The sequence below is a fragment of the Paenibacillus oryziterrae genome (assembly GCF_042610485.1).
Taxonomy (GTDB): Bacteria; Bacillota; Bacilli; order Paenibacillales; family Paenibacillaceae; genus Paenibacillus_AQ.
In genome coordinates, this window is the sequence record NZ_JBGJZO010000028.1 from 17008 (window position 1) to 39329 (window position 22322).

General features: G+C 48.3%; 21 protein-coding genes and 2 riboswitches. Of the genes, 11 read left to right on the forward strand and 10 right to left on the reverse strand.

Going from position 1 to position 22322, the window contains the following annotated elements:
- Nucleotides 1-43 precede the first annotated feature (43 nt).
- Together ACAN55_RS21070 and ACAN55_RS21075 are read left to right on the forward strand one after the other, a co-directional pair.
- Complete coding sequence (locus ACAN55_RS21070) at nucleotides 44-337, forward strand: hypothetical protein (protein WP_379137525.1); 294 nt, start codon at nucleotides 44-46, stop codon at nucleotides 335-337.
- Between the two features lie 227 nt (nucleotides 338-564).
- Nucleotides 565-852 (forward strand): 4a-hydroxytetrahydrobiopterin dehydratase, encoded by a 288-nt coding sequence (locus ACAN55_RS21075; protein WP_379137527.1) that lies wholly within the window; start codon nucleotides 565-567, stop codon nucleotides 850-852.
- A 157-nt stretch (nucleotides 853-1009) separates the two neighbouring features.
- Here ACAN55_RS21075 and ACAN55_RS21080 read toward each other — a convergent pair whose 3' ends face one another.
- From ACAN55_RS21080 to ACAN55_RS21105, 6 genes are all read right to left on the reverse strand, one after another.
- Entirely contained in the window at nucleotides 1010-1366 is a 357-nt protein-coding gene (locus tag ACAN55_RS21080; protein ID WP_379137597.1) for a c-type cytochrome, read from the reverse strand.
- A 127-nt stretch (nucleotides 1367-1493) separates the two neighbouring features.
- Nucleotides 1494-1979, reverse strand: coding sequence for a GNAT family N-acetyltransferase (locus ACAN55_RS21085; RefSeq protein WP_379137529.1), 486 nt, complete (start codon nucleotides 1977-1979; stop codon nucleotides 1494-1496).
- A gap of 251 nt (nucleotides 1980-2230) precedes the next feature.
- Nucleotides 2231-2725 carry a C40 family peptidase gene (locus ACAN55_RS21090; protein ID WP_379137532.1) on the reverse strand — a complete coding sequence of 165 codons (495 nt, stop codon included), beginning with the start codon at nucleotides 2723-2725 and terminating at the stop codon, nucleotides 2231-2233.
- Between the two features lie 6 nt (nucleotides 2726-2731).
- Nucleotides 2732-2876, reverse strand: a riboswitch (cyclic di-AMP (ydaO/yuaA leader).
- A 352-nt stretch (nucleotides 2877-3228) separates the two neighbouring features.
- A complete protein-coding gene (locus ACAN55_RS21095) occupies nucleotides 3229-3657 on the reverse strand; it encodes a C40 family peptidase (protein WP_379137600.1) in 429 nt (142 codons plus the stop codon).
- Between the two features lie 56 nt (nucleotides 3658-3713).
- A riboswitch (cyclic di-AMP (ydaO/yuaA leader) is annotated at nucleotides 3714-3851 on the reverse strand.
- 223 nt (nucleotides 3852-4074) lie between these two features.
- Entirely contained in the window at nucleotides 4075-4905 is an 831-nt protein-coding gene (locus tag ACAN55_RS21100; RefSeq protein ID WP_379137535.1) for a hypothetical protein, read from the reverse strand.
- 11 nt (nucleotides 4906-4916) lie between these two features.
- A complete protein-coding gene (locus tag ACAN55_RS21105; protein WP_379137538.1) occupies nucleotides 4917-6935 on the reverse strand; it encodes a M1 family metallopeptidase in 2019 nt (672 codons plus the stop codon).
- 103 nt (nucleotides 6936-7038) lie between these two features.
- Here ACAN55_RS21105 and ACAN55_RS21110 point away from each other — a divergent pair, with 103 nt between their 5' ends.
- A complete protein-coding gene (locus tag ACAN55_RS21110; protein ID WP_379137540.1) occupies nucleotides 7039-7545 on the forward strand; it encodes a YwhD family protein in 507 nt (168 codons plus the stop codon).
- A 113-nt stretch (nucleotides 7546-7658) separates the two neighbouring features.
- Here the strand turns inward: ACAN55_RS21110 and ACAN55_RS21115 are convergent, their stop codons facing one another.
- The 3 genes from ACAN55_RS21115 to ACAN55_RS21125 all read right to left on the reverse strand — a co-directional run bounded on the left by ACAN55_RS21115 (nucleotide 7659) and on the right by ACAN55_RS21125 (nucleotide 11211).
- Complete coding sequence (locus tag ACAN55_RS21115; RefSeq protein ID WP_379137543.1) at nucleotides 7659-8126, reverse strand: AbrB/MazE/SpoVT family DNA-binding domain-containing protein; 468 nt, start codon at nucleotides 8124-8126, stop codon at nucleotides 7659-7661.
- 236 nt (nucleotides 8127-8362) lie between these two features.
- Nucleotides 8363-9049, reverse strand: a complete 687-nt coding sequence (locus ACAN55_RS21120) for a DNA-3-methyladenine glycosylase (RefSeq protein WP_379137545.1) — start codon at nucleotides 9047-9049, stop codon at nucleotides 8363-8365.
- Nucleotides 9050-9141: 92 nt separating this feature from the next.
- Entirely contained in the window at nucleotides 9142-11211 is a 2070-nt protein-coding gene (locus ACAN55_RS21125; protein WP_379137548.1) for a transglycosylase domain-containing protein, read from the reverse strand.
- Nucleotides 11212-11489: 278 nt separating this feature from the next.
- On the opposite strand from ACAN55_RS21125, the gene ACAN55_RS21130 reads away from it, so the two are divergent.
- From ACAN55_RS21130 to argS, 3 genes are all read left to right on the forward strand, one after another.
- Nucleotides 11490-12668, forward strand: a complete 1179-nt coding sequence (locus ACAN55_RS21130) for a hypothetical protein (RefSeq protein WP_379137550.1) — start codon at nucleotides 11490-11492, stop codon at nucleotides 12666-12668.
- Nucleotides 12669-12845: 177 nt separating this feature from the next.
- Complete coding sequence (locus tag ACAN55_RS21135; RefSeq protein WP_379137553.1) at nucleotides 12846-13289, forward strand: YwiB family protein; 444 nt, start codon at nucleotides 12846-12848, stop codon at nucleotides 13287-13289.
- Nucleotides 13286-14971, forward strand: a complete 1686-nt coding sequence (gene argS, locus ACAN55_RS21140; protein WP_379137555.1) for an arginine--tRNA ligase — start codon at nucleotides 13286-13288, stop codon at nucleotides 14969-14971. Before ACAN55_RS21135 ends, argS begins: the two co-directional genes overlap by 4 nt.
- 67 nt (nucleotides 14972-15038) lie before the next feature.
- Here the strand turns inward: argS and ACAN55_RS21145 are convergent, their stop codons facing one another.
- Nucleotides 15039-16208: a S8 family peptidase gene (locus tag ACAN55_RS21145; protein ID WP_379137603.1), complete on the reverse strand. Its 1170-nt coding sequence runs from the start codon at nucleotides 16206-16208 to the stop codon at nucleotides 15039-15041.
- A gap of 370 nt (nucleotides 16209-16578) precedes the next feature.
- Between ACAN55_RS21145 and rpoE the strand changes: the two genes are divergently transcribed.
- From rpoE to murA, 5 genes are all read left to right on the forward strand, one after another.
- Nucleotides 16579-17142 carry a DNA-directed RNA polymerase subunit delta gene (gene rpoE, locus ACAN55_RS21150; RefSeq protein WP_379137557.1) on the forward strand — a complete coding sequence of 188 codons (564 nt, stop codon included), beginning with the start codon at nucleotides 16579-16581 and terminating at the stop codon, nucleotides 17140-17142.
- Nucleotides 17143-17447: 305 nt separating this feature from the next.
- Entirely contained in the window at nucleotides 17448-19055 is a 1608-nt protein-coding gene (gene pyrG / locus ACAN55_RS21155; RefSeq protein ID WP_379137560.1) for a CTP synthase, read from the forward strand.
- Nucleotides 19056-19309: 254 nt separating this feature from the next.
- Nucleotides 19310-19681, forward strand: coding sequence for a response regulator (locus ACAN55_RS21160; protein ID WP_379137563.1), 372 nt, complete (start codon nucleotides 19310-19312; stop codon nucleotides 19679-19681).
- A 180-nt stretch (nucleotides 19682-19861) separates the two neighbouring features.
- Nucleotides 19862-20716 carry a class II fructose-1,6-bisphosphate aldolase gene (fba, locus tag ACAN55_RS21165; protein ID WP_379137565.1) on the forward strand — a complete coding sequence of 285 codons (855 nt, stop codon included), beginning with the start codon at nucleotides 19862-19864 and terminating at the stop codon, nucleotides 20714-20716.
- A 285-nt stretch (nucleotides 20717-21001) separates the two neighbouring features.
- Nucleotides 21002-22255: a UDP-N-acetylglucosamine 1-carboxyvinyltransferase gene (murA, locus tag ACAN55_RS21170; RefSeq protein WP_379137567.1), complete on the forward strand. Its 1254-nt coding sequence runs from the start codon at nucleotides 21002-21004 to the stop codon at nucleotides 22253-22255.
- Nucleotides 22256-22322 lie beyond the last annotated feature (67 nt).

Here is a 22322-nt window from a genome sequence, read left to right on the forward strand (position 1 = left end):
AGTAAGTTATTTATCCATTAGTGAAGAAAACGGAGTGATAGTCGTGGGTGTAAAGCATGGTAGAGATTATGCAGATATTTTGCGTGAATTGACGGAAGCGGTGGGCCGCATTTCCGACGGGTATTTATTTTTTGAAATGGAGCCGGAGGAGTGGCTTGAGCTGCCCCTGGACTCTAAGCTTGAGGTATGGGAGGCGCTTGCAGAAGACTTATTCTTTGCACTGGGTGAGGAGCCTGTGATCCAGGTGGGAAGCGGTGCGGTCATTTATGACAAGGAGTCACACCGGATCAACGTTCTGGCAGGGGAAGAAGATTTAGCCTCTGTAGCTTTAGTGTAAGGCAGATTGTGCTTTTCTGGTAATTTGCCCGCAGTCTGCGGGACATGGTAAAATCGACTTAACCTAAGGTCATGATTGCCGGGAATTATGAATACATTTAACTGAAAATGCCATGATTCCGGCGCATCCCTTGGACTAAGAAGCTAAGGGATGTTTTGTTTAAAATACAGGCAAGTCATAGGAAGCAGGAAGCTCGCTGCGGCCTTTTACAAGGGAGGAGACAACAAGTGGTATTAACCGAACAAGAACTGCGTGAGCAGGTAGGCAAGCTGGAAGGCTGGAAGCTGGAGGAGGATACCATTGTTCGTAAATACATGTTTAATGAATTTATGAAGGGAATCGCTTTTGTGGACGAAGTAGCAGCCATCTCCGAGGCATTCAATCATCATCCTGCCATAGCTATTGACTATAAGAATGTAACTCTGCGCCTTACAACGGCCAGTGAGAAGGGCATCACCGCACTGGATATCCGGGAAGCCCATGAATTTAACGAAGCCTTTGACAAGGTGAGATGATAGCTGTAAATGTTGTATGCGCATAACACCATGGGATATCTGATCATAAAAAATACGCCTGTGCGGAAGGAGCCTAAGCTTTCGTCCGTACAGGCGTATTTAGGTTTGGATATACAATAAATAAAGGCCGATCTAGCGGGACTTGACGAAAAAGGGTTTACTTTTTCTCCGATAGCCACATGGCGACGTTGGCGATTTCTTCCGGCGCAAGCTTTTCTTTAAAGGAAGGCATTTGGCCCCGGCCTTTGGTAACTATGCTGTAGATCTGCTCGGCATCATGCGAACTGCCTTCATTCTGAAGACTCGGACCGACGCCTCCCTGGAGCTGATCACCATGGCAGGTGATGCAATTTAACTTTACAGTGGCTTCTGCTTGTGTTGCGTCCAGTTGAACTACCGGCATGGTGGGGTTATTCTGCTCCGCAACCTGTTCTTTGCCTGGAAGAGTGAACATTAGTACTACCGCAAAGGCGCAGGCGGCGAAAAACAAACCGCTCATGATCCATTTTTGCATCCCCATTCGTCCCTTCTATGTAAGCTGCTTCCTCCATTATAACGGAAGGTGAAGTGGTATCATAGCATTTGTGGCAAAAAAACGAACAGATATTGTGAAAAAGTTCAAATTCCATTTCGTCAAAGTGTTATTTATCATAGACCATGCAGTAGAAGGGCTTCATTCCGGTCGGAGTTCTGCGCTCATAGGTATCAGTAATCGTAAATCCGCTTTTGCGGTAAGTCCGGATAGCTCTCTGGTTCCAGGTCAGTACCTCAAGATCAATCTCGTACTTCGGATAACGGATGCGTGCTCCGATGACGATTGCATCCATAAATGATTTGCCCAGGCCGTGACCGCATAACTCAGGCTCCATGCCTATTCCCAAACGAATGACCCCTTCCATAGGGAAGTACTGGGCGAAGCCGCAGAGCTCGTTCTGCTCATTCACTACAGAGACATATTGTTCTTCGCGGATTGTAGGATCGCCAAATTCAACACCGAGTGCTTGCATCTGATCCCAAGGCAGCCAGTCATAAATGTTATAGGGGGGCTTATAAACCCACTTGCTTATAGCTTCGGCGTGATTGATTTCCATGGGTACGACACGAAAGGTTACCGGGGAACTGATCATAAGGTCAGAGACCTCCTTTAATGGTAACTATCTATACTTAATTATATACAAAAAGGTCTGGAATCGACTCAAAAACTTTATAGGAGAACAAAACCAGATAAATACCTAAAATATTTTAAGGAAATACGTTTTAACGGTAGATATGGAGTTTGGTAAATGGTGAGAGGGGTAAAAAATAGGTAAGGACAAAATAAATAAGCCCCCTCCCAGGTTTCGGCAAAAACCGTGGAAGAAGGCTTATTTGAAATTAATTATTGCACATCATCGTTGTCTTCGGAATCAGTAGCGACTTTAGCATATGCGGTCTTGCTCATGATTCGTTTGGCGCCAACGTAGCGGTTGACGTAGTAGCTGTCGCTCAGTGAACTGATGGTTACACCACGCGAGGATGAAGCATGTGCGAATTTACCGTCGCCGACATAAATGCCGACATGGGATACGCCTCTACCGGATGTATTGAAGAAGAGCAAATCTCCTTCTTTAAGCTCACTCCGGGATACTGCGGTGCCCATTTGGTATTGGGAGCCTGATTGATGCGGCAGATCAATACCAATCTTGTCAAATACGTACATGGTAAAGCCGGAGCAATCAAATCCGTTTGTGGTTACGCCGCCGGAAACGTATTTAGTTCCGATAGCTTTATCAATTACGGAATCCATCTTGGAATCGGCGAAAGCGCTTCCTGCTCCAATTGCGGTAAGAAGTACTGAGAAACTGAGTACAGCTGCAGCCAACTTCTTCTTCAAAATACGTAAACCCCTTCCAGATGCCTACGAGGTTAGCTTAAGGGTTCGGTTGAAGGTCCCCTATGACCCCTCTGCGAATAGGAGGTCAATTCACCCAAAGTGGTTCCCCCGTTTTCCTTGTTTGATTAAGGAAACTCGGCACTTACTGTTAAATCAAGATTTCCAAGAAACATGACAAAACGTTCGTAAAGGACAAGACAATAATTACAAAAATGTTACTATAAACTCACTGCGATTATTGTAACAAACAGAGCAGCAATTGGCAATCACTTATAACATAGTATTGCGAAATTTATGAGTGATTTAAGAGAAAAAGATACCTAAAAACCCTGGATTGTCGCAAAATTGTTGCAATTTATTAATTTTTACATCGGCAGGATGTTTCAAATTTGTTGGAAGCGTGTAAAAGGTAGAATAAGGAAACAAAAAATCCGGAAAATGATTACGGCAATAATCAGTTCCCGGAGGTCAAAAAAGCTCAAATATTAGGTTGCTGTCTAGGTTCAATCATAAGCTACGGACTTATAAGCGGTTGTGCTCATGACTCGTTTAGCGCCAATGTAGCGATTGGCCCAGTATGCCTGACTCAGTGAGCTAATGGTTACACCACGTGAAGAAGAGGATTGGGCGAACTTTCCGTTTCCGACATAAATGCCGACATGGGATACACCATTACCCAATGTGTTAAAGAATAAGAGATCTCCGGAACGCAGATTGCTGCGGGACACGGTGGTCCCTACTTTGAATTGGGCTTTTGAGGTTCTAGGCAGGGTAAGACCTAATCTTTGGAAGACATATTTAGTAAATCCCGAACAGTCAAATCCGGTGGTGCTCATGCCTCCGGTTTTATAGGTCGTTCCGAGGGTTTTGGAAATAACGGTATCCATCTTGGAATCAGCAAATGCGCTGCCGGACCCCAAAGTGAATGCCATCACAATCCCTAAAGCAAGAGTGGTGCATTTCTTTGTAAACTTATGACTTTTCAAAGAAGTATTCCTCCTAATGCCTGCGAGGTTAGCTTAAGGGTTCGGTGGAAGACTCCCTATGATCACTCCGAAACGAGATCAATTCACCCAAAATATGGTTCCCCCACTTCCTGGTGCAAGGAATTTGGCGTTTTGTGCACCGCGTACAACATGATCGTGACAACAACAGTAGAGATTCAATTCGATTTGAACGAAAAGGTTACGAATTTACTGAAAAGATTACAAAATTGTTACCATCGTTACAGGCATCATTGTAACAAAGGATTTACAGTTTTGCAAATGGTTTAACAGATTGTTAAGAAAAAGAGTCTCTGCTCTTATTGTGAGCAAGGACTCTTTAAATATGTGCAATGGGGATGCTGTTTATTTAAGGGAATTTTTGCTATCCCATAGATGATATTGTGCCGACAGCCCCCACATTTTGAAGAAGGTGGATGGCAGTGGGGAGAGTTGCCGGATCAGAATTGCAGGGAGCCCGGGACAGAATACGCTGGTTATGCTACATAGTAGAAGTACCAGAAATCCGCCTGCTCCTAGAAGCAGGGAGATTCCAGAGGCTGGAATGATATGGCGCAGACACAGCAGCAGAGAGGAGAACATTCCTGTTCGTCCGGTGTAGCCAAACTGCATATAAAGCAGGCATAAGCGGATAAAATAAATATAAACGAGCCATGCGGCGGTATAAGGGACTGCCTGTAATAGAAGCTTGTGGTCAAGGTAGGAAGAGAGTAGCAGTTTGTACAGAATGGGAGCCAGCCAATATAGAGGTATTAGGGCAAGAATCCATTCGATTAGACTAAAGATCATTATAGGCAGACCGAACAGCTTCATTCCAGGGAAAAAGAAGAGTCCGCGCTCACCCTTGCTCTCCTGGTGCAGTTCGTGGATCAGTCCTGCCCGGATAAAGGGAGATATAAGCAGTCTTAGAACGGTGATACCAAGCAGCAGCCAAAGCCATTTCTGGACGCCAGGGTCTCCAGCTAGACTGTATTGGCCTTCGATGAAGAATTGCAGTCTGCCTATTCCGCTGCCGCCGGCTTGTTCATTCGGGTATCTCAGTAGAACTGGTACTATGGCATCCCTAATAAAACCATACAGGAAATACCCCCAGAGCAACCGGTATATGAAGAGCAGTATCAGGATGTATATTTGCTCTTTCATGCTCTTAAAGCCGCGGCTTATTGATATTCTCATGGTCATTCACCTCACCAGGACAGAGTTGCAAGCACGGTTTCGACCAGCTTAGTAACACTCAGCGTCCAGCGGGACACCGTATCAGGTTTAAGCTCGGCCAATCTAAAATTGTTAAGATGCTTATTTTCAAGGAGGACAGCGTGCTGAGGGTCAATCTCCGCCGAGAGAAGAGGAGAACTGTAGAGCAGTTTTAATGTGGTTTCAGTGCCTTGCCCGTCCCAAACCTCCTGAGTCGTATGGCCGTCGGTAAAGGTGAATTTAACCGTAACGCCAGGATAGTGAGCCCCCTTGTTCACCAGTTTTACTTTCGATTCATAAAGGGATGGTGATTGAGGTACATCACTTTTTTGGCGGACGGAGTAAATATCCTCTACGGAGAAGTCAGGAGTGCCGCCGCCATATACATAAAGATCAAAATATTCCTTCCAGGACTTCCCGGTGACCTTCTCAACGACCTTCTGGAAATCGCCGGTGGACGGATGACGGAAACGGTATTTACGGGCATAGGAAGACAGAATGCTGTCCATGGCCTTAGTACCGATTCTCCGTTCGATATCTTTAAGCACGAGCTTGCCGCGTATGTATACGTTCTGAGTGTATGAGCTTGTTCCGTGATATCTCCAGGTCTCCTGATTCAGCGGCTCCGGCTGCTGTACGAGACTTGCCTGTAGCGGCAGATTAGCCGTAATTCCGTATTCCTTTTCCATTAGTCTGTCTTCTGCGTATGATGTGAAGCTCTCGTCCAGCCAAGCCTCCTCGAATTCATTGCTCGCAACCATTCCATAGAAATATTGATGTCCGATCTCATGAATCACCGTCCGTTCCAGAGAAGTATCCGGTGTAGTGCTGCTGGCTCCAAAGGCCGTAATCAAAGTCGGATATTCCATACCTCCCGCCCCATTTCCGTTTGTTGGAGGTACGACGATGGATAAAGTGGAGTAGGGATAAGATCCATACCACTTACTAAAATAGGTGAGTGCTGCTTTGGCGGCCTGGAAATAACGCTCCTGTAAATCCTTGTGCAACGGGTCCAGATAGAGCTTGATTCGTACACCTGGAACCCCTGGTACGGAAAAAGCCTGCTCTGCTACCACGAAGTCGGGGGAAGCGGCCCATGCGAAATCATGCACATCGTCAGCATAGAACTGATATGTTTTGACACTTTTGCTGATTTTCGGGCTTTTTACCGGAAAGCCGGTTGCGGCTACGGTGTATTCGGAAGGAACGGAGATCGTTACATTATAGATGCCAAAATCGCTGTAAAATTCGGAAGTACCATGGTACTGATGAAGATTCCAGCCTTCTTCGCGGACGGAGCCGACGCCGGCGGGCTCGTAGACACTAAGTTTTGGAAACCACTGCCCGGCCATAACAAAATCGCCTGCCGTACCCATACGGGCAAATATCCTTGGCAGCTTGACCTCGAACTGAAGTTTTAGTGTAATGCTCTCTCCCCCGGCCACCGGCTCGGGAAGATGGACCTTGATGAGGGTGCTGTCTTTGGAGTTTCCGTCATCCGGCTGTACGTACTGCACCCTTTGTAGCAAAGAGACACCTTCTGTCGTCCGCAGATCGCTTAGGGACATGCCCCCAAAGCCGTCTGTGGGCATGGTATCGCCGCGAAGCTTCCCGCCGGATTCTCGCATAAAGGTGGTCTCCATCGAAGCAAAGGCGTTGGGATACAGATGGAAATATAAATCATTTACCGGTTTAGTACCTGGATGGGTCCAGGTTACGGTCTCAGAAGCCTCAAGTGTTCGAGTCTCCGGTGCAAGCTTCACGTCGATGTGATATTCGACAACACGTTGACTCAGGGGTTTGGCTGCCGGAACCGGCGTGCTCTCCGGAAGGGCTTCGGTTAAGGGTTTATCCGGGCGGAGGACGGCAGGGGACTTGGCCCCTTTTGGAACAAGGGTGTCAACCGCAGCAGGGCTGTGACCCGAGAACAGCCATATTCCCCCCGCCAGCAGACACAGGGCGGCGGCCAGTGTCCCGAAGATGATTTTTGAGTGTATAGATCGTGGCTTCATACTGTGATTCCTCCCGTTGACAAGCATCTACGGGATGTATATGTTTGCATTCGCCGTATTATTAGCTAAAATTAAATTATTCGCAGGAGAAAGGACGTGCAGCATGGATAACGTACAGCCGGAGGGTAAGAAACAAATTGCCCTCAATATTGTAAATGCCAAGAGCAAACATAAAGGGTTTGGTGCAGGCTCTATAGACCTTAACAATGTATCTCCTGTCATTATTGACGGCGGAGAGGCAGTCATTGATATTGGTGCAATGCACGCTAAGAGCAAGGTAGAGAAAGGAATCAGGTTCTCTACGAACCGGGAAGACGTACCGGACGGAAGGCAGGTGTGGGTTGTCTGGGTAGCAGTCGACCGTGCCCCGGAAGGGCAATATTATGCCGGATTAACCGCATGTGAGATGTGGATTGACAGCGAAGCTCGGCGGGGATGGAAGATACTTGCCGACCATGTGAATAAACTTGATTCAGCATTGAAGCGGAGAATCATAGTGGAGGGGCTAGGAAATGTGGAGAAGTCGGCACTTGTCGAGCTATTGAAGGCTCATAATGAGGACTGGTGGGCAGCGACCTCAGACGAACTGAAAGCCGCTCTTGCTGTGTAAGTAATGTATTTAATCCGGGAGTCATCCGGAACGATAGAAGAGCTTCGTCCTCCTGTGCTGGAGAACGAAGCTCTTTTCAATTAAGTATAATTATGCCATAAGGAACCGTGCTGTTAAGATTTGCTTATGAATTTTCGTTTCAGTTGACTTACTCTGGCCTGACTAATACCAAGCTTTTCGGCAAGTTCCTTTTGATTCGCGTGAGGATGTTCGTGGATGGCGCGCTCTAAACGAAGCTTCATTTCTTCCGTGCGGGCTCTTTTCTTGCCGTTTTCTCCCTGTGATGGTGAGGAATTCTGGGGTGCGGGTGCTTCAGTCGTATACACATGTTGCTCGGGAAGACTCAGTTCCGAAAGGCAGCTTCCGCAAATAAACTGATCTTTGTAATAAGTGACATTATCCAAGCTTCTGCAGAATGTGCATTCTGTTGAGGTGTACTTCCGTAATACGATAACATTGTCGTCCAGAACAAAAAATTCGATTGGATCCCCAATGTCAATATTGCGCGTCATGCGAATTTCTACGGGAACCACAATTCGTCCAAGACTGTCTAAACTCCGGATCATGCCTGTATCCTTCATCCCATGTCCCTCATTTAATCTAAGATTTGGTGGTCATCATGATTATACAGTAAATGTAATTTAAGGGAAAGAAGAAAGCGCTTAAAAAGCGTATGCGAGATACCCTCTCAGCTTGGGGTTAAAAGAGTTCCACTTAAGCCTGCAATGAAAAACCTCTCCAATTGAAAATCAAGGGGAGAGGTTTATTAGGGTTCAATACATTTATACCCAATTCTCAGGAGACGAAACGTTTATCACTAATTAATCCACAGATAGGTTTGAGGATTTTTTTCAAGTACTGAAAGATAAGGGTTGCCTCTAAGATAGAAACGCCAAGGCTTCAGTGCATATTCCTCTGCATATGGAATGTTGATGCGCGCGGATTGGACAATATCTAAAGAACGGGGATCATCGCCCTGCTCTAACCAGAGCGTTCCGCTTGAAGTATCGAGCCGGCATCCGTTCAGGCTCTTATCTATTCGAAGTGCCCGGCATAGCTTGCCGGGGCCTCCGGATAAATCTGCGGGCTTCCTTACAGTAATGTTCCGGTACAGAGTCATAAGTTCTGCATCAACGGGTGACACGGGCTCCACAGCCCGGATAAGGACAGCGTGCGGATTACCTTCTTCGGCGGTGACAACATTCAGACAATGGTACATGCCGTAAATAAGGTAGACATAGGCGGTTCCCCCTGCACTGAACATAACCTCAGTCCGGGCGGTACGCCGGCCTTTGTAGGCATGGCTTCCTTTATCCTCGGGCCCTCCGTAGCTCTCTGTTTCGATAATACGGCAGCGGATATCGCCGTGTTCCGTACGCCGGATCAGATGCTGCCCCAGCAGGCGCGGAGCGGCTTTCAGCGCAGTATCTTTATAGAGCTCCGGTAGAAGGAGTACTCCGGACCCGGCTGAGCCTATATGCTTGGCATCGTTGTTAGGATTCATGATCGAGTGCACCTTTCCGGCACCAGAGAACTGAAATCTCTGACGGTAATTGGTCTCATGGTATCCTAATTAAGCGTCAAAAGGCAATATCCCTAGTTCAGCCACCACCGTTTGATATTTTTCCATAAGGAGCTGTCTTCGGTAGTTGGGTCCACGGCTCCCGGAGAGCTTCCTTCGGATGGAGCTCCATCATTATTTCCATGCAGATCGCAGTATTCTGTCGGTTCTGTTCCACTGATAAAAGTCTCAAGCTCCTTCTCCGGGCAGTTGGCCGTTGCCAGCTTGCCGGATTCGGGGTTGATGTACACACTGACCACACTATCCGGGATCGGAAAAATCTTCGGCGGCACGTTTTCGAGCGCCTTCTCTGTGAACTGGGCGAATATCGGAGCAGCCCGCCGTCCATCGGCAGTAGCGATATTGCGTCCCTTGTCATATCCGACCCAAACGGCGGTCGACAGTTCAGGTGTGAATCCTACCATCCAGCCATCGGTGTCAGTGGTACCGGTCTTGCCGGCGACCGGGCGTTTGATAATGGAAGCTACCCGGTTACCGGTGCCTCCGGTTTCAAATACACCCTCCATCAGCCGGGTCAACACGTAAGCCGCTGCTGGCTCCACGACAGTTTCTGCAGGGAGATTCGGAGCCTCGTAGAGGATGTGCCCCTGAGAATCGGTGATTTTCAATATAACCGTAGTCGGATGGTGTACGCCCTCGCTAGCAATCACGGCGAACGCCGAGGCCATCTCCAGCGGGCTGACGGGAGAAGTGCCGAGAGCGAGTGAGGGTACGCTCTGGAGCGGACTGAGAATGCCCATTTTAGCAGCCATTTCAGCCACTTTGTCCGCTCCCACTTTCATAATAGTGTTGACGGCATAAATGTTGTCTGAGGCAGCGATGGCCTGTCGCATGTTGATTTCGCCAAGATATTTGTCCCCAAAGTTCCTCGGTTGGTAGGTTTTGCGGTTATTGTCATAATGAAATAGAGTCGGCTGGCTGTTAAAAGCGGATAGGGGCGTCATCGTCTTAGAAGATAAGGCGGCCAGATACATAATCGGCTTAAATGAGGAACCTGGCTGGCGTGTCGAGGCCAGTGCATGGTTGAACTGATTGTTACGGTAGTTTTTCCCTCCGACCATGGCTTTAAGGTATCCGGTACGGGGATCAATGGATACCAGTGCTGTTTCCAGCTCGTCTTCAGCATCCATGCCGTCATGTACGGCGTTCTCGGCCGCGCGCTGAATATCGGGATCAAGGGTAGTGTAGATGCTTAATCCTCCCTGATCCAGTTCGTCAGCTGTTATATTAAGAAGCTTCATCACCTGGTTGCGCACATAATCACGGAAGTATGGGGCGGAGACTGTAGTATCCTTCTCTCCTTGTGCTTTGAGCGCCAAGACTTCGTGTGAAGCTTGTTCCGCCTCTATTTTGGTAATCTTCCCGAGCTCCGCCATCACCGAAAGAATGAGCTGTTGGCGTTTTTTGGCATTCTCTATATGACTATAGGGTGAATAATACGTAGGCCCCTTTGGAATACCAGCCAGCAGTGCGCTTTCAGCCAGGTCGAGCTGGGAAGCTGATTTACCGAAATACATTTGGGAAGCTGCCTCTATGCCATAAGCGCCATGACCGTAATAAATCTCATTTAAATACATGCGCAGAATATCGTCTTTGCTGTATTTCATCTCCAGTTGCAGAGTGTACATGGCTTCCTTTGCCTTACGTGTCCATGTTTTCTCGTGGGTCAAATATAGATTTCGTGCAAGCTGCTGGGTCAGTGTGCTGCCCCCCTGGGCACGGCTCCCTTCCTCTAGATTAACCAGCACCGCCCGGGCCATACCTGTAAGGTCGAACCCGGAATGCTCATAGAATTTGCGGTCCTCCACAGCCAGGGTAGCCTGAATCAGAAGGGGAGAAATGTCCTGCAAATTTACAGCTGAACGGCTTCGGTCATCAGAAGAGAAGGTCGCAATGATCTCTCCCCGGGTATCCAGCAGCTTAGAGCGGGTATTATCCGGGGCGGGCGGAAGTTCTTTTTGATACAAATATCCGAGAAACCCTCCGCCTGCAAGCAGGAGCAGCACAGTGAGAAGCACCAGCAGCCGGACTGCCCGGCGGATGCGGCGTTTAGGTACAGGCGTGTGATCAGAATGATGCGGCATTAACACCAGGCTCCTTTGTCCCGCTGTTCAAGCGGACGGTGATTAATAATTAGACAAAGCTGTTTTACTTTCATTATGGGAAAGGATGGGTGCGGATATTCAGAATAAGCTAGGCTAGTATCGATTTCATTCTGGAGGCTTAGGGAACAGTAAGTTGGAATTGGTAAACAAAGTGTATCCATTCTGTGATCTTTTAGCGGTGGATACGGAAGCGGGGCAGGATTATAACAGAGTAGGGATGACTATGAAGGGTTAATATGAATTAGGAGGTGTCACCCATGAGTAACAATGTTAAACTACACCACAAACCGCTGCTTGTAGTCCTGTTGGCGGTGCTGCTGACACTGCCGGGCTGGGGAGCGGGACGGGTCTCAGCTGAGACATCGTCTCCAGCATGCGGAACAGGAGATCATGGATTGCTGACGGAATTGCAGAATGGACAGGCGGAAGCAGGGGCTTCGCCTCTTGTATTCTCTGATATCCAGTTTCTGAATGATCATACCGGACGGGCAGCAGGGAACGGTTTTCTGATTGGAACCTCAGACGGTGGATGTAACTTTCAGAAGATTTACCAGGGCCAATGGAGCTTTAAGCAAATTGACTTTCCCGATAATGTCCGCGGCTGGGCGCTTGCTTCCGTTCAGGATGGCATACCGGAGTACTTAATCAAGACAACAGATGGAGGAACACATTGGAAGAGAGTATCGAGCGGAGCGGTCAGCTTCGAGACGATCGATTTTATGGACGGCATGAGTGGTTTCGGTTACAACCGAGGTTCAACTTACCGGACAGTAGACGGAGGAGCACATTGGAGCAAGGTGCCAACGCCTGCCAATACACGGGGGGCATATTTCAGCAGCATCAAAGAAGGCTGGGCTGTTGTGATAGCCCCTGGAGCCGGATACCGTCTAATGAAGACAATCAATGGCGGGACTACATGGTCATTGTCGCTGAAGGCTGCTTTTGATGATCCGGAGTATGGCCAGATCTATGCCAAAGGAAATCAGGTATGGGCCGTACTGTATGGCGGAAGCGGAATGTCGCAGACTTCGTATTCTCTCTATGCCAGCTCAAATAAGGGCAGTAGCTGGGAGCGTGTTATTGCGCAGGATACTGCGGGGGGTGGTCCGGCTCCGGGCAGCGCCGCTGCCCAGGTTACATTCGGACCTGCTAATGGTAAGCCCGGGAATATGCAGCTTGTCGGCAGCGGATCAGCTTATCTCGTAGGGTTCTCACCGGCCGCGGAAAAAGTGGCTGTAGGTCGTTCCTTGAACGGAGGACGCGTCTGGAGCAACCTTCCTTCCATACGGGGCTTTGAAGGACGGATTTCCTTCACTAGCGACAAGGTAGGCTGGCTGGCACTTCGTAAGCTAGGAAGCTCAGAGATCTACACTACAACAGACGGCGGCTCAACCTGGAAGCTTAAATTATCCTTGGCGGCGCCGGAGAATCCATAATTACAACGGACGGGGCGGCTTAAGCCCCGTCCTATTTTTGCAATACAACCTAAAAATCCATGTTTTATGGTGAATTTATGTTATTTAAGACGAATCATCTCTATAATAGGAATTGAATTGATCACTTGAACTGGATATAGTAGTACAAGTGGGAAAGTGCAGAACGGAGGAATGCAGATGCCCGAAACACACTCCGACAAATACAGCGTGTCTGTAACACTCGTAAGTCTCCATGAAGGCGAGCGGAGCGTTCTAAATGTCACCGGCGAGGTCATTGCCAAAGGATCTCAGCTGTACATCCGGTATGAAGAGCCGGGTCAAGGCCCCGAGGAAGAGAACGCAGCCATTCGGACAACGATCAAAATTTCAGGAAGCGAACTGAAGCTAATCCGCCACGGCGGGGTACAATCCGAGCAGACCTTTGAACAGGGACGACGTTTGCCGGGCTTCTATCGCTCACCTTACACCCAGTTCAACTTATCGACGGATACCCGGGAGCTGGATATTACGCGTAACGGGCGCTCCCTGAAGATATCGTGGGATTATGAACTGTACGTATACGATGAGTTATCGGGACAGTTCGCTATCAGTTTGCATATACAGGAGGAACCAAAATCATGACACAGATTCAAAATCCGCTCGAGGACATTAATGAACGGGTGAAAGAGGCTATTTCTGAAGCGGTTGTTGCCGCAGGCCTGGTTACGCGTGAGGAGCTTCCGGCTATTGTTCTGGAGGTACCGAAGGATAAAGCGCACGGCGATTTGGCAACGAATGCAGCCATGCAGCTGACCAAGATTGCGAAGCGCAACCCGCGCCAGATTGCGGAAGCTATTATTGAACATCTGGACGGCAGCCACTCGGTGATTGAAAAAGCCGAAATCGCCGGACCGGGCTTCATCAACTTTACCTTGTCGAAGAATTACTTATATCCGGTAATACCGCTGGTTGCCTCCCAAGGGGAGAACTACGGACGTATTGACGCAGGTAAAGGACAGAAGGTTGAAGTAGAGTTCGTTAGTGCCAACCCTACAGGCAGTCTGCACTTGGGACATGCCCGTGGAGCTGCTGTAGGCGACGCTCTCTGCAATGTACTCGACTTTGCCGGATATAAAGTTACCCGTGAATATTATATTAATGATGCAGGTAATCAGGTCGCTAATTTATGTAAGTCCATTGAAGCGCGTTATCTGCAAGAGCTGGGCCAGCCGGCGGAAATGCCGGAGGACGGTTACCATGGTGAAGACATCAAGGGCTTTGCCAAGGAACTTGTGGCGGAAAGAGGCGACGACCTGCTGTCCATGAGCCCAGGCGACCGTGCTGCTTTCTTCCGTACCTACGGGCTGGAGAAAGAAATTAATAAAATTAAACGCGATCTGGAACGTTTCCGTGTCTCCTTTGATATCTGGTTCAGCGAAACCTCGCTATATGAGAATGGTGAGGTGCTGAATTCCCTGGATGAGCTGCGCCAGCGTGGCGAAGTGTACGAGCAGGAAGGTGCAACCTGGCTGCAGACGACGAAATACGGTGATGACAAAGACCGTGTCCTTATTAAGAATGACGGCACATACACGTACCTTACGCCAGACATTGCTTATCACAGCGATAAGTACGGACGCGGCTACGATCGAATGATCAACATTTGGGGTGCTGATCACCACGGTTATATCCCGCGGATGAAAGCAGCCATGTCAGCACTGGGCAACGATCCGGAGAAGCTTGTGGTTCTTATCGCTCAGATGGTCAGCCTGTTCCAGGATGGCGAGAAAGTGAAGATGTCCAAGCGTACGGGCAAAGCCGTAACTATGGAAGAACTGATGGAAGAGGTTGGGATCGACGCCATCCGCTATTTCTTTACGATGCGCAGCATGGATTCCCATCTTGATTTCGACATGGACTTGGCAATTTCGACTTCCAATGAGAACCCGGTATTCTATGTACAATATGCGCACGCGCGTATTTGCAGCATCTTCCGCCAAGCTGAAGAGCAAGGCATTGCACTGCCGGATCTTTCGGAGATCAACTATACCAAGCTGACAGCTGAACATGAATATGCCCTGCTTCGCAAAATCGGCGAGCTGCCGGCAGAAATTGCGATCGCTGCGGAAAGTTATGCCCCTCACCGTCTGGTGCGCTATGTATATGAATTAGCTTCGCAGTTCCACAGCTATTACAAAGCGGAACGCGTAATTACCGAGGACGGCGAACAGACAGTAGCCAGATTGGCTCTGCTTGGCGCTACCCGCACAGCCATTGCCAACGTATTGCGCCTTATCGGTGTCAATTCTCCGGACCGCATGTAATTCGCGGCTGCATATAAACAATAGGACCGCCTCCCGTTCAAAGGGAGGCGGTTTTTTATTGAACCCCTTATACGCTGCCGGCAGCTCGGCGTCTGCTGCGTACCCCTGCCCGCAGGAGGCGCAGCGCATCAGCCGATCCGCCGCCAAGGTAGGCGCGGCGTTGTCCTTTGCACAGCCGCAGCGGCGAGGCTGTTCGGCGAAGCAGCAACTTAAGCTCCCGCGGTGTAAGTCCAGGCCGGATTGCTAGCAGCAGAGCGGCAGCTCCCGTGACATGCGAGGTCGCCATTGAGGTACCACTCATTTCTTTATAACCTTCCTTTAGCCAACAAGAAGGCACACTCTCGCCTGGTGCATATACGTCTATATAGGGACCGCGGTTGCTGAACTTGGCAACCTGTCTTTTTTTATCTAGAGCACCGACGGCGATTGTTTCGGCGTACCTAGCAGGATAATCGCCTCCGCGTTTGCCGTCATTTCCGGAGGAGGCAATAATAGCAATACCTGCATGATAGGCTTTGAGTACCACATTATGCAGCGCTTTACTTCTGCTCTTCATTCCGAAGCTCATATTGATGATGTCGATTTTATTTTGTACGCACCAATCGATTCCCAGTACAATATCCGACACATAGGCTGATCCGTTATGGTCAAACGCCTTGACTGGATATAGGAGTGAACGGGGAGCTACGCCCATCATCCCCCGGGTGCCTCCTGCAGCTGCAAGCGTACCGGCAATATGAGTACCGTGGCCATTGTCATCCAGTGGGAGCATCCCCCGGTGCAGCAGATTGATTCCGGTCGCAAGGGTATGCCGGAGATCGGGGTGGCGGTAATCTGCACCGGTGTCAATGACACCGATTTTGACTTGTACCCCCGTTGACTTGGACCAGGCTTGCGGAGCGTGAATGGCCTTTACACCCCAGGGCATGATAGAACCACTTTTTTCTGCCGGGAGAGAGTGCAGCTGTATCTTTAAATCTTCTTCGACGCTTACCGTATCCGAAAAGCGGTGTACCAACAGCTTCTCCATGCCGGAAGCAGGCACGACGAAGGCACGGATGAGCGGGGATATCTGTACCTGCCGGAGTTCAGGCTGTTTGGCTTTTAAAACTTTCCACTTCGAGAGTGCTGCCGCATATTCACGGGCATCGTGGAAGGTAATAATTTGCCGCTCGTTATGTCCCGGCGCAGATGACATCCCGTTAAGAAGACTTTGCCAAAATCCGTAATAATCCATCTCTTTCGCCGTCCCCTCCTTGGTCCCGTGCTGCCATATTGTATGAAGGGAAGCCTTGGGGCGAATGGGAACTTGCCCTTTTTTGCCGAAATAGGCACCCCATCGTGTCAAATGCCAGCGGAACACATAAAATAAACAGAAGAGATGGAAACTCTCTTTGCAAATCCCGTAAGGAGCCGATCCTTGGCGTGGATACAGTCATGTGCGGAGGAACTTCCTCCGCCTTTTTTAATTTCAGCGGCCGCAGGGCTGCTTTTACTCTTGTTTTTGACTTGCAATTTGCTCCCAAATAGGTTTTACTTAGGTTTGTTAATGGATATATTGAATAAAATGCAGTAATGTGAACATTGCGTGAGAGGAAGTGTCCTTAGTGAGTACGCCACTCAATTTGAAGCTTGAACCTGAGAAACTGAAAGAAATGCCAATGGTGGATCTGGCCTTTCTGGTGCTCAAAGCGGCGAATACGCCGTATTATTACCGTGATTTGATGGTCGAGGTGGCCAAGCTGCGCGGTATGACTGAAGAAGAAACTAACAATACTATCGCCCAGCTATATACCGAGATTAACATTGACGGGCGTTTTGCTTGTGTGGGCACCAATTTGTGGGGACTCAAACGGTGGTATCCGCTGGAGCGTTCCGACGATCCTGTGGGCAACTCCAAACGTCCGCGTATCATCAATGATGAAGATGATGATTTGGAAGATGATGATTTCGCCGAAGAAGAAGAAAACTACGCTGCTGAAGAAGAGGATTTCGATGTGATCGACGACGATCGTGACGACCTCTACTCGGATGACGACAGCGAAGAAGAAGTGGATGAAGATGTCGTGATCGATGATGATGACATTGATGAAGAAGAAGTGGATGAAGAAGATACAGACGGAGACACCAGCGAAGGTGCCGACGACGCAGACGAGGACGACGATTATTAAACTGTTGTTCACAAGGTCTAATTCTGCCCTTGACAGAGGGAAAGCGTCAGAGTAAACTATTTGATGGGCTTCTGAGAAAGCTAATATTTATTTTTCTAAAATAAAAAGTGCCCCCGGTTCTACGGGTGTCACTTTTTTGTTTTTTAAATAGCAATTTCTGCCGTTTGCTGTTCTTCAGAGGTGGGCGAACACTCTGGAGCTCTGCGGAGGAAACCCTTTGATTTCCACCGTTTTGACGATAGGAAAGCGGGTTCGATTACATTAAACGTCGCCTGAATTCTGGACTTTATTAGGAGGGTTTAACAGTGACAAAGTATATTTTTGTAACGGGTGGCGTTGTATCTTCACTTGGCAAAGGCATCACTGCCGCATCTCTGGGCAGGCTGCTGAAAAACAGAGGTCTAAAGGTGACGATTCAGAAATTTGACCCGTACCTTAATGTAGACCCGGGAACAATGAGTCCTTACCAGCATGGGGAAGTGTTCGTAACGGATGATGGAGCGGAGACAGACCTTGACCTTGGGCACTACGAGCGGTTTATTGATATTAACTTGTCCAAGAGCAACAACGTGACTACAGGTAAGATTTATTCCTCAGTGATTAGTAAAGAGCGCCGCGGCGAATATCTGGGCGGTACCGTTCAGGTTATTCCTCATATCACCAATGAGATCAAGGAACGCGTATTCCGTGCGGGTCGTGAGACAAGCTCTGATGTCGTGATTACCGAAATCGGCGGAACCGTAGGTGATATTGAGAGTTTACCGTTCCTGGAGGCTATCCGTCAGATCAAGAGCGATATCGGACGCGAGAATGTGATGTACATCCATGTAACCTTGATTCCGTACATCAAGGCAGCAGGAGAAGTGAAGACTAAACCGACACAGCATAGTGTAAAAGAACTGCGCAGCATCGGGATTCAGCCTAACGTGATTGTATGCCGTACCGAATATGAGCTTTCCTCCGATATGAAGGCTAAAATTGCTCTTTTCTGTGATATCGACGCCAACGCCGTAGTGGAATGCCGTGATGCTTCGACGCTGTATGAAGTTCCGCTGAACCTCCGCGATCAAGGGCTTGACGAGATTGTTGTTAATCACCTGAAGCTTACCACTCCTGCGCCGGATATGCGCGAGTGGGAAAGCATGCTGGGCCGTATCCAGAAGCTGGAGCATACTGTTGAGATTGCCATTGTCGGTAAATATGTGGCACTCCATGATGCGTACCTGAGTGTGGTTGAATCCTTGTCCCACGCCGGTTTTGCAGCGAACTCCGAAGTTAAGATCCGCTGGGTGAACGCAGAGGAAATTACGGATGAGAACGCAGACGAGCTGCTGCACGGTATCGGTGGAATTCTGGTGCCTGGAGGATTTGGTGACCGGGGAATTGAAGGGAAGATTTCGGCAATCCGTTACGCCCGCGAGAAGAAGATTCCGATGTTTGGTATTTGCTTGGGCATGCAGGTTTCCGTTATTGAGTATGCACGTTCTATTGTAGGGCTTGAAGGTGCGAACAGCTCTGAGATTGAACCTACTACACCTTATCCGGTTATCGATCTGCTTCCAGAGCAGAAGGACATCGAAGATATGGGCGGCACCATGCGTTTGGGATTGTATCCATGTAAGCTTTTGCCGAATTCCCTGGCGATGTCTTGCTACGATGATGAACTTGTGTATGAACGCCATCGTCACCGGTATGAGTTCAACAATGCATATCGCGATGAGATTGAAAAAGCAGGGCTAGTGATCTCTGGTACTTCTCCAGATGGCCGCTTGGTAGAGATTGTGGAACTTCCGGATCATCCTTGGTTCCTGTCGGTTCAGTTCCATCCGGAGTTTACCTCCCGTCCGAACCGTCCTCAGCCGCTCTTCCGCGAGTTTGTTAAAGCATCCCTGGTGCATTCCAGCCAACAATAACAATTACAATAACAACTCCAGATATACGTTAATAAAGAGTCTCCGTGAGGGGCTCTTTTCTTCTATTGTAGTTGGCGGACAATTGTTCCCTACATTCAATAAATTATTAGATTTATGCAATTCACCCAAATAGCAGGAATTCACCTGACAAGGCACGAATTATAGGTTATATAATGGGTTGAATTTCCAAGAAATCGTCGGATGGGGAGAGGAAAGTACAATTTGTTGGTCGTAAATACCTGGGGGGTTAATGTATGGAGAAGAAGAAAGTATTGATTGTGGACGATCAGAACGGAATCAGGATTCTTTTAATGGAAGTATTCAACAGCGAGGGGTATACCACATTTCAAGCAGCTAACGGTAAAATTGCTTTGGATATTGTGCGGACGGAGTCCCCCGATCTCGTACTTCTGGACATGAAAATACCGGGAATGGACGGGCTTGAAATATTGAAGCACTTAAAAGGGATTGACCCTTATATCAAGGTTATTATGATGACGGCTTATGGTGAGCTGGATATGATCAAAGAAGCGACGAATTTAGGAGCGCTAATGCACTTTACCAAGCCTTTTGATATCGATGAAATGCGTGTAGCTGTGAATATGCACCTCGCAGCATTACAATAAACTAAATCGTTAATATTACGGAAAAATAGGTTTGATCGTCGGGGTTGGATAATTAATGTCCCACCGGGACATTTTTTTGTTTGTCCTATTTAGTATTTGACACAGGATGTGCTATAATATGCCTGTATGTGATGTCGGCTTAAAAATAGATTAACCCAACATTTTAGGAGGATTGAAACCATGCCATTAGTATCAATGACAGACATGTTAACCAAAGCGCTTGACGGCAAATATGCAGTTGGCCAATTCAACATCAACAACCTGGAGTGGACACAAGCCATTCTTGCTGCTGCTGAAGCAGAACAATCTCCGGTAATCCTTGGCGTTTCCGAAGGAGCGGCTCGTCACATGGGCGGCTTCTACACCGTTGTTAAAATGGTGGAAGGTCTGGTTCAAGACATGAAAATTACCGTTCCTGTAGCAATTCACCTTGACCATGGTTCTAGCTTCGAGAAATGTAAAGCTGCGATTGATGCAGGATTTACATCCGTAATGATCGATGGTTCCCATCACTCGATCGATGAGAACATCGAAATGACGAAACAAGTGGTTGAATATGCTCACGCTAAAGGCGTTTCCGTTGAAGCTGAAGTAGGTACTGTTGGCGGTCAGGAAGACGACGTTATCGGCGGTATCATGTATGCTGACCTGAACGAATGCGTACGCATCGTTAAAGAAACAGGTATCGACACTTTGGCTCCTGCACTTGGTTCCGTTCATGGTCCATACCTGGGCGAGCCTAACCTTGGATTCAAAGAAATGGAAGAAATCCGCGATGCTGTTAAGGTTCCACTTGTTCTGCACGGCGGTACAGGAATTCCTACTCATGATATCGACAAAGCGATCTCCCTGGGTACTTCCAAAATCAACGTTAACACCGAGAACCAAATCGCTTTCGCTAAAGTGGTTCGCGAAGTTCTTGCTGCTAAACCTGATGCATACGATCCACGTACATTCATCGTACCAGGACGCGACGCTATCAAAGAAACCGTTATCGGCAAAATCCGCGAGTTCGGTTCCAGCAACAAAGCTTAATATCCTTTTGGCCGGATGGCCGAATCGAATACTTAAATGGAAAGCACACCGCATAGACGGTGTCTTTCCATTTTTAAATATAAGAATTTATATATTTCAATATATATACTATACTTATATTTCAACCGGAAACGGATGACCGAAGTGTTGTTACAATGTCGCTGACCCTGGAAGCTTAGGCTTCCTGCAAAAAAACGACGGGCCGTTTCTTTTTGTCGTTTAAACATATGCCACAGAACGCGCTGCCGATCAGCTGCAATAAACGTAGGGGGAACCAGATAATATATGGAAAAGTTAATGATTGAAGGTGGGCGCCCACTAGAGGGTGTTGTAACGATCAGCGGAGCGAAGAATAGTGCGATAGCACTTATACCTGCGGCAATTCTGGCCGAATCTGAGGTTGTTCTGGATAACTTGCCGGCTCTTAGCGATGTCGCCGTCTATTCCGAAATCCTGGAGGAGCTTGGTGCAACTGTAACTTGGTCAGGCAGCCAGATGAGAATTGACCCTTCCCGTATTTTATCCATTCCTATGCCAAACGGGCCTGTTAAGAAACTTCGTGCTTCCTATTATATGATGGGAGCGCTTCTTGGGAGATTTAAGGAAGCAACCATTGGTCTGCCCGGAGGCTGTAATTTTGAGCCCCGTCCGATCGACCAGCACATCAAAGGGTTTGAAGCATTGGGAGCCACAGTCACAAATGAGCATGGTTCCATCCATTTGTATGCAAAAGAGCTGCGCGGTGCGAAGATATATTTGGACGTATCCAGCGTAGGAGCCACCATTAATATTATGTTGGCAGCTTCACGGGCCAAAGGCTCGACTATTATTGAAAACGCGGCTAAAGAGCCTGAGATTATAGATGTAGCTACATTGCTTAATTCCATGGGAGCTGTCATTAAAGGTGCCGGTACCGAAACGATCCGGATTGAGGGTGTTACGGAGATGCACGGCTGTCGTCATTCCATCATCCCTGACCGGATACAAGCGGGAACATATATGATTGCTGCCGCTGCTACGCGTGGCAATGTTGTGATAGATAACGTCATTCCGAAACATCTTGAGGCATTAACGGCTAAGCTCTTGGAGATGGGGGTTGGCATCGAAGAACTGGACGAGAGTATCCGTGTCATCGGCCGGGCGAGATATGAGCATGCGGATGTTAAAGCCTTGATATATCCTGGTTTTGCTACCGACTTGCAGTCCCCTATGACAAGCTTGCTTACTCAAGCGGAAGGTGTTAGTGTACTAAGTGATTTTGTCTATAGCAACCGCTTCAAGCACGTGCCGGAGCTGGTACGAATGGGCGCTAAAATACGCGTCGAAGGTAGGTCGGCGATTATTGAGGGCAGCAAGCTTAATGCTGCCAAGGTGAAGGCTGCCGATTTGCGTGCCGGAGCAGCACTTGTTATAGCTGGATTAACCGTTGAAGAAGGTATTACTGAAGTAACGGGTGTGGAGTATATTGACCGCGGTTATGACAATCTGGTCAGTAACCTTCGCGCGCTCGGAGCCGAGGTTTGGCGGGAGAATGAATAAATGAGGATAACTGTAACCGGAAGGTGAGTATTTTGCCCGAACCCTGCATATCTCCTTCCGATTCGGG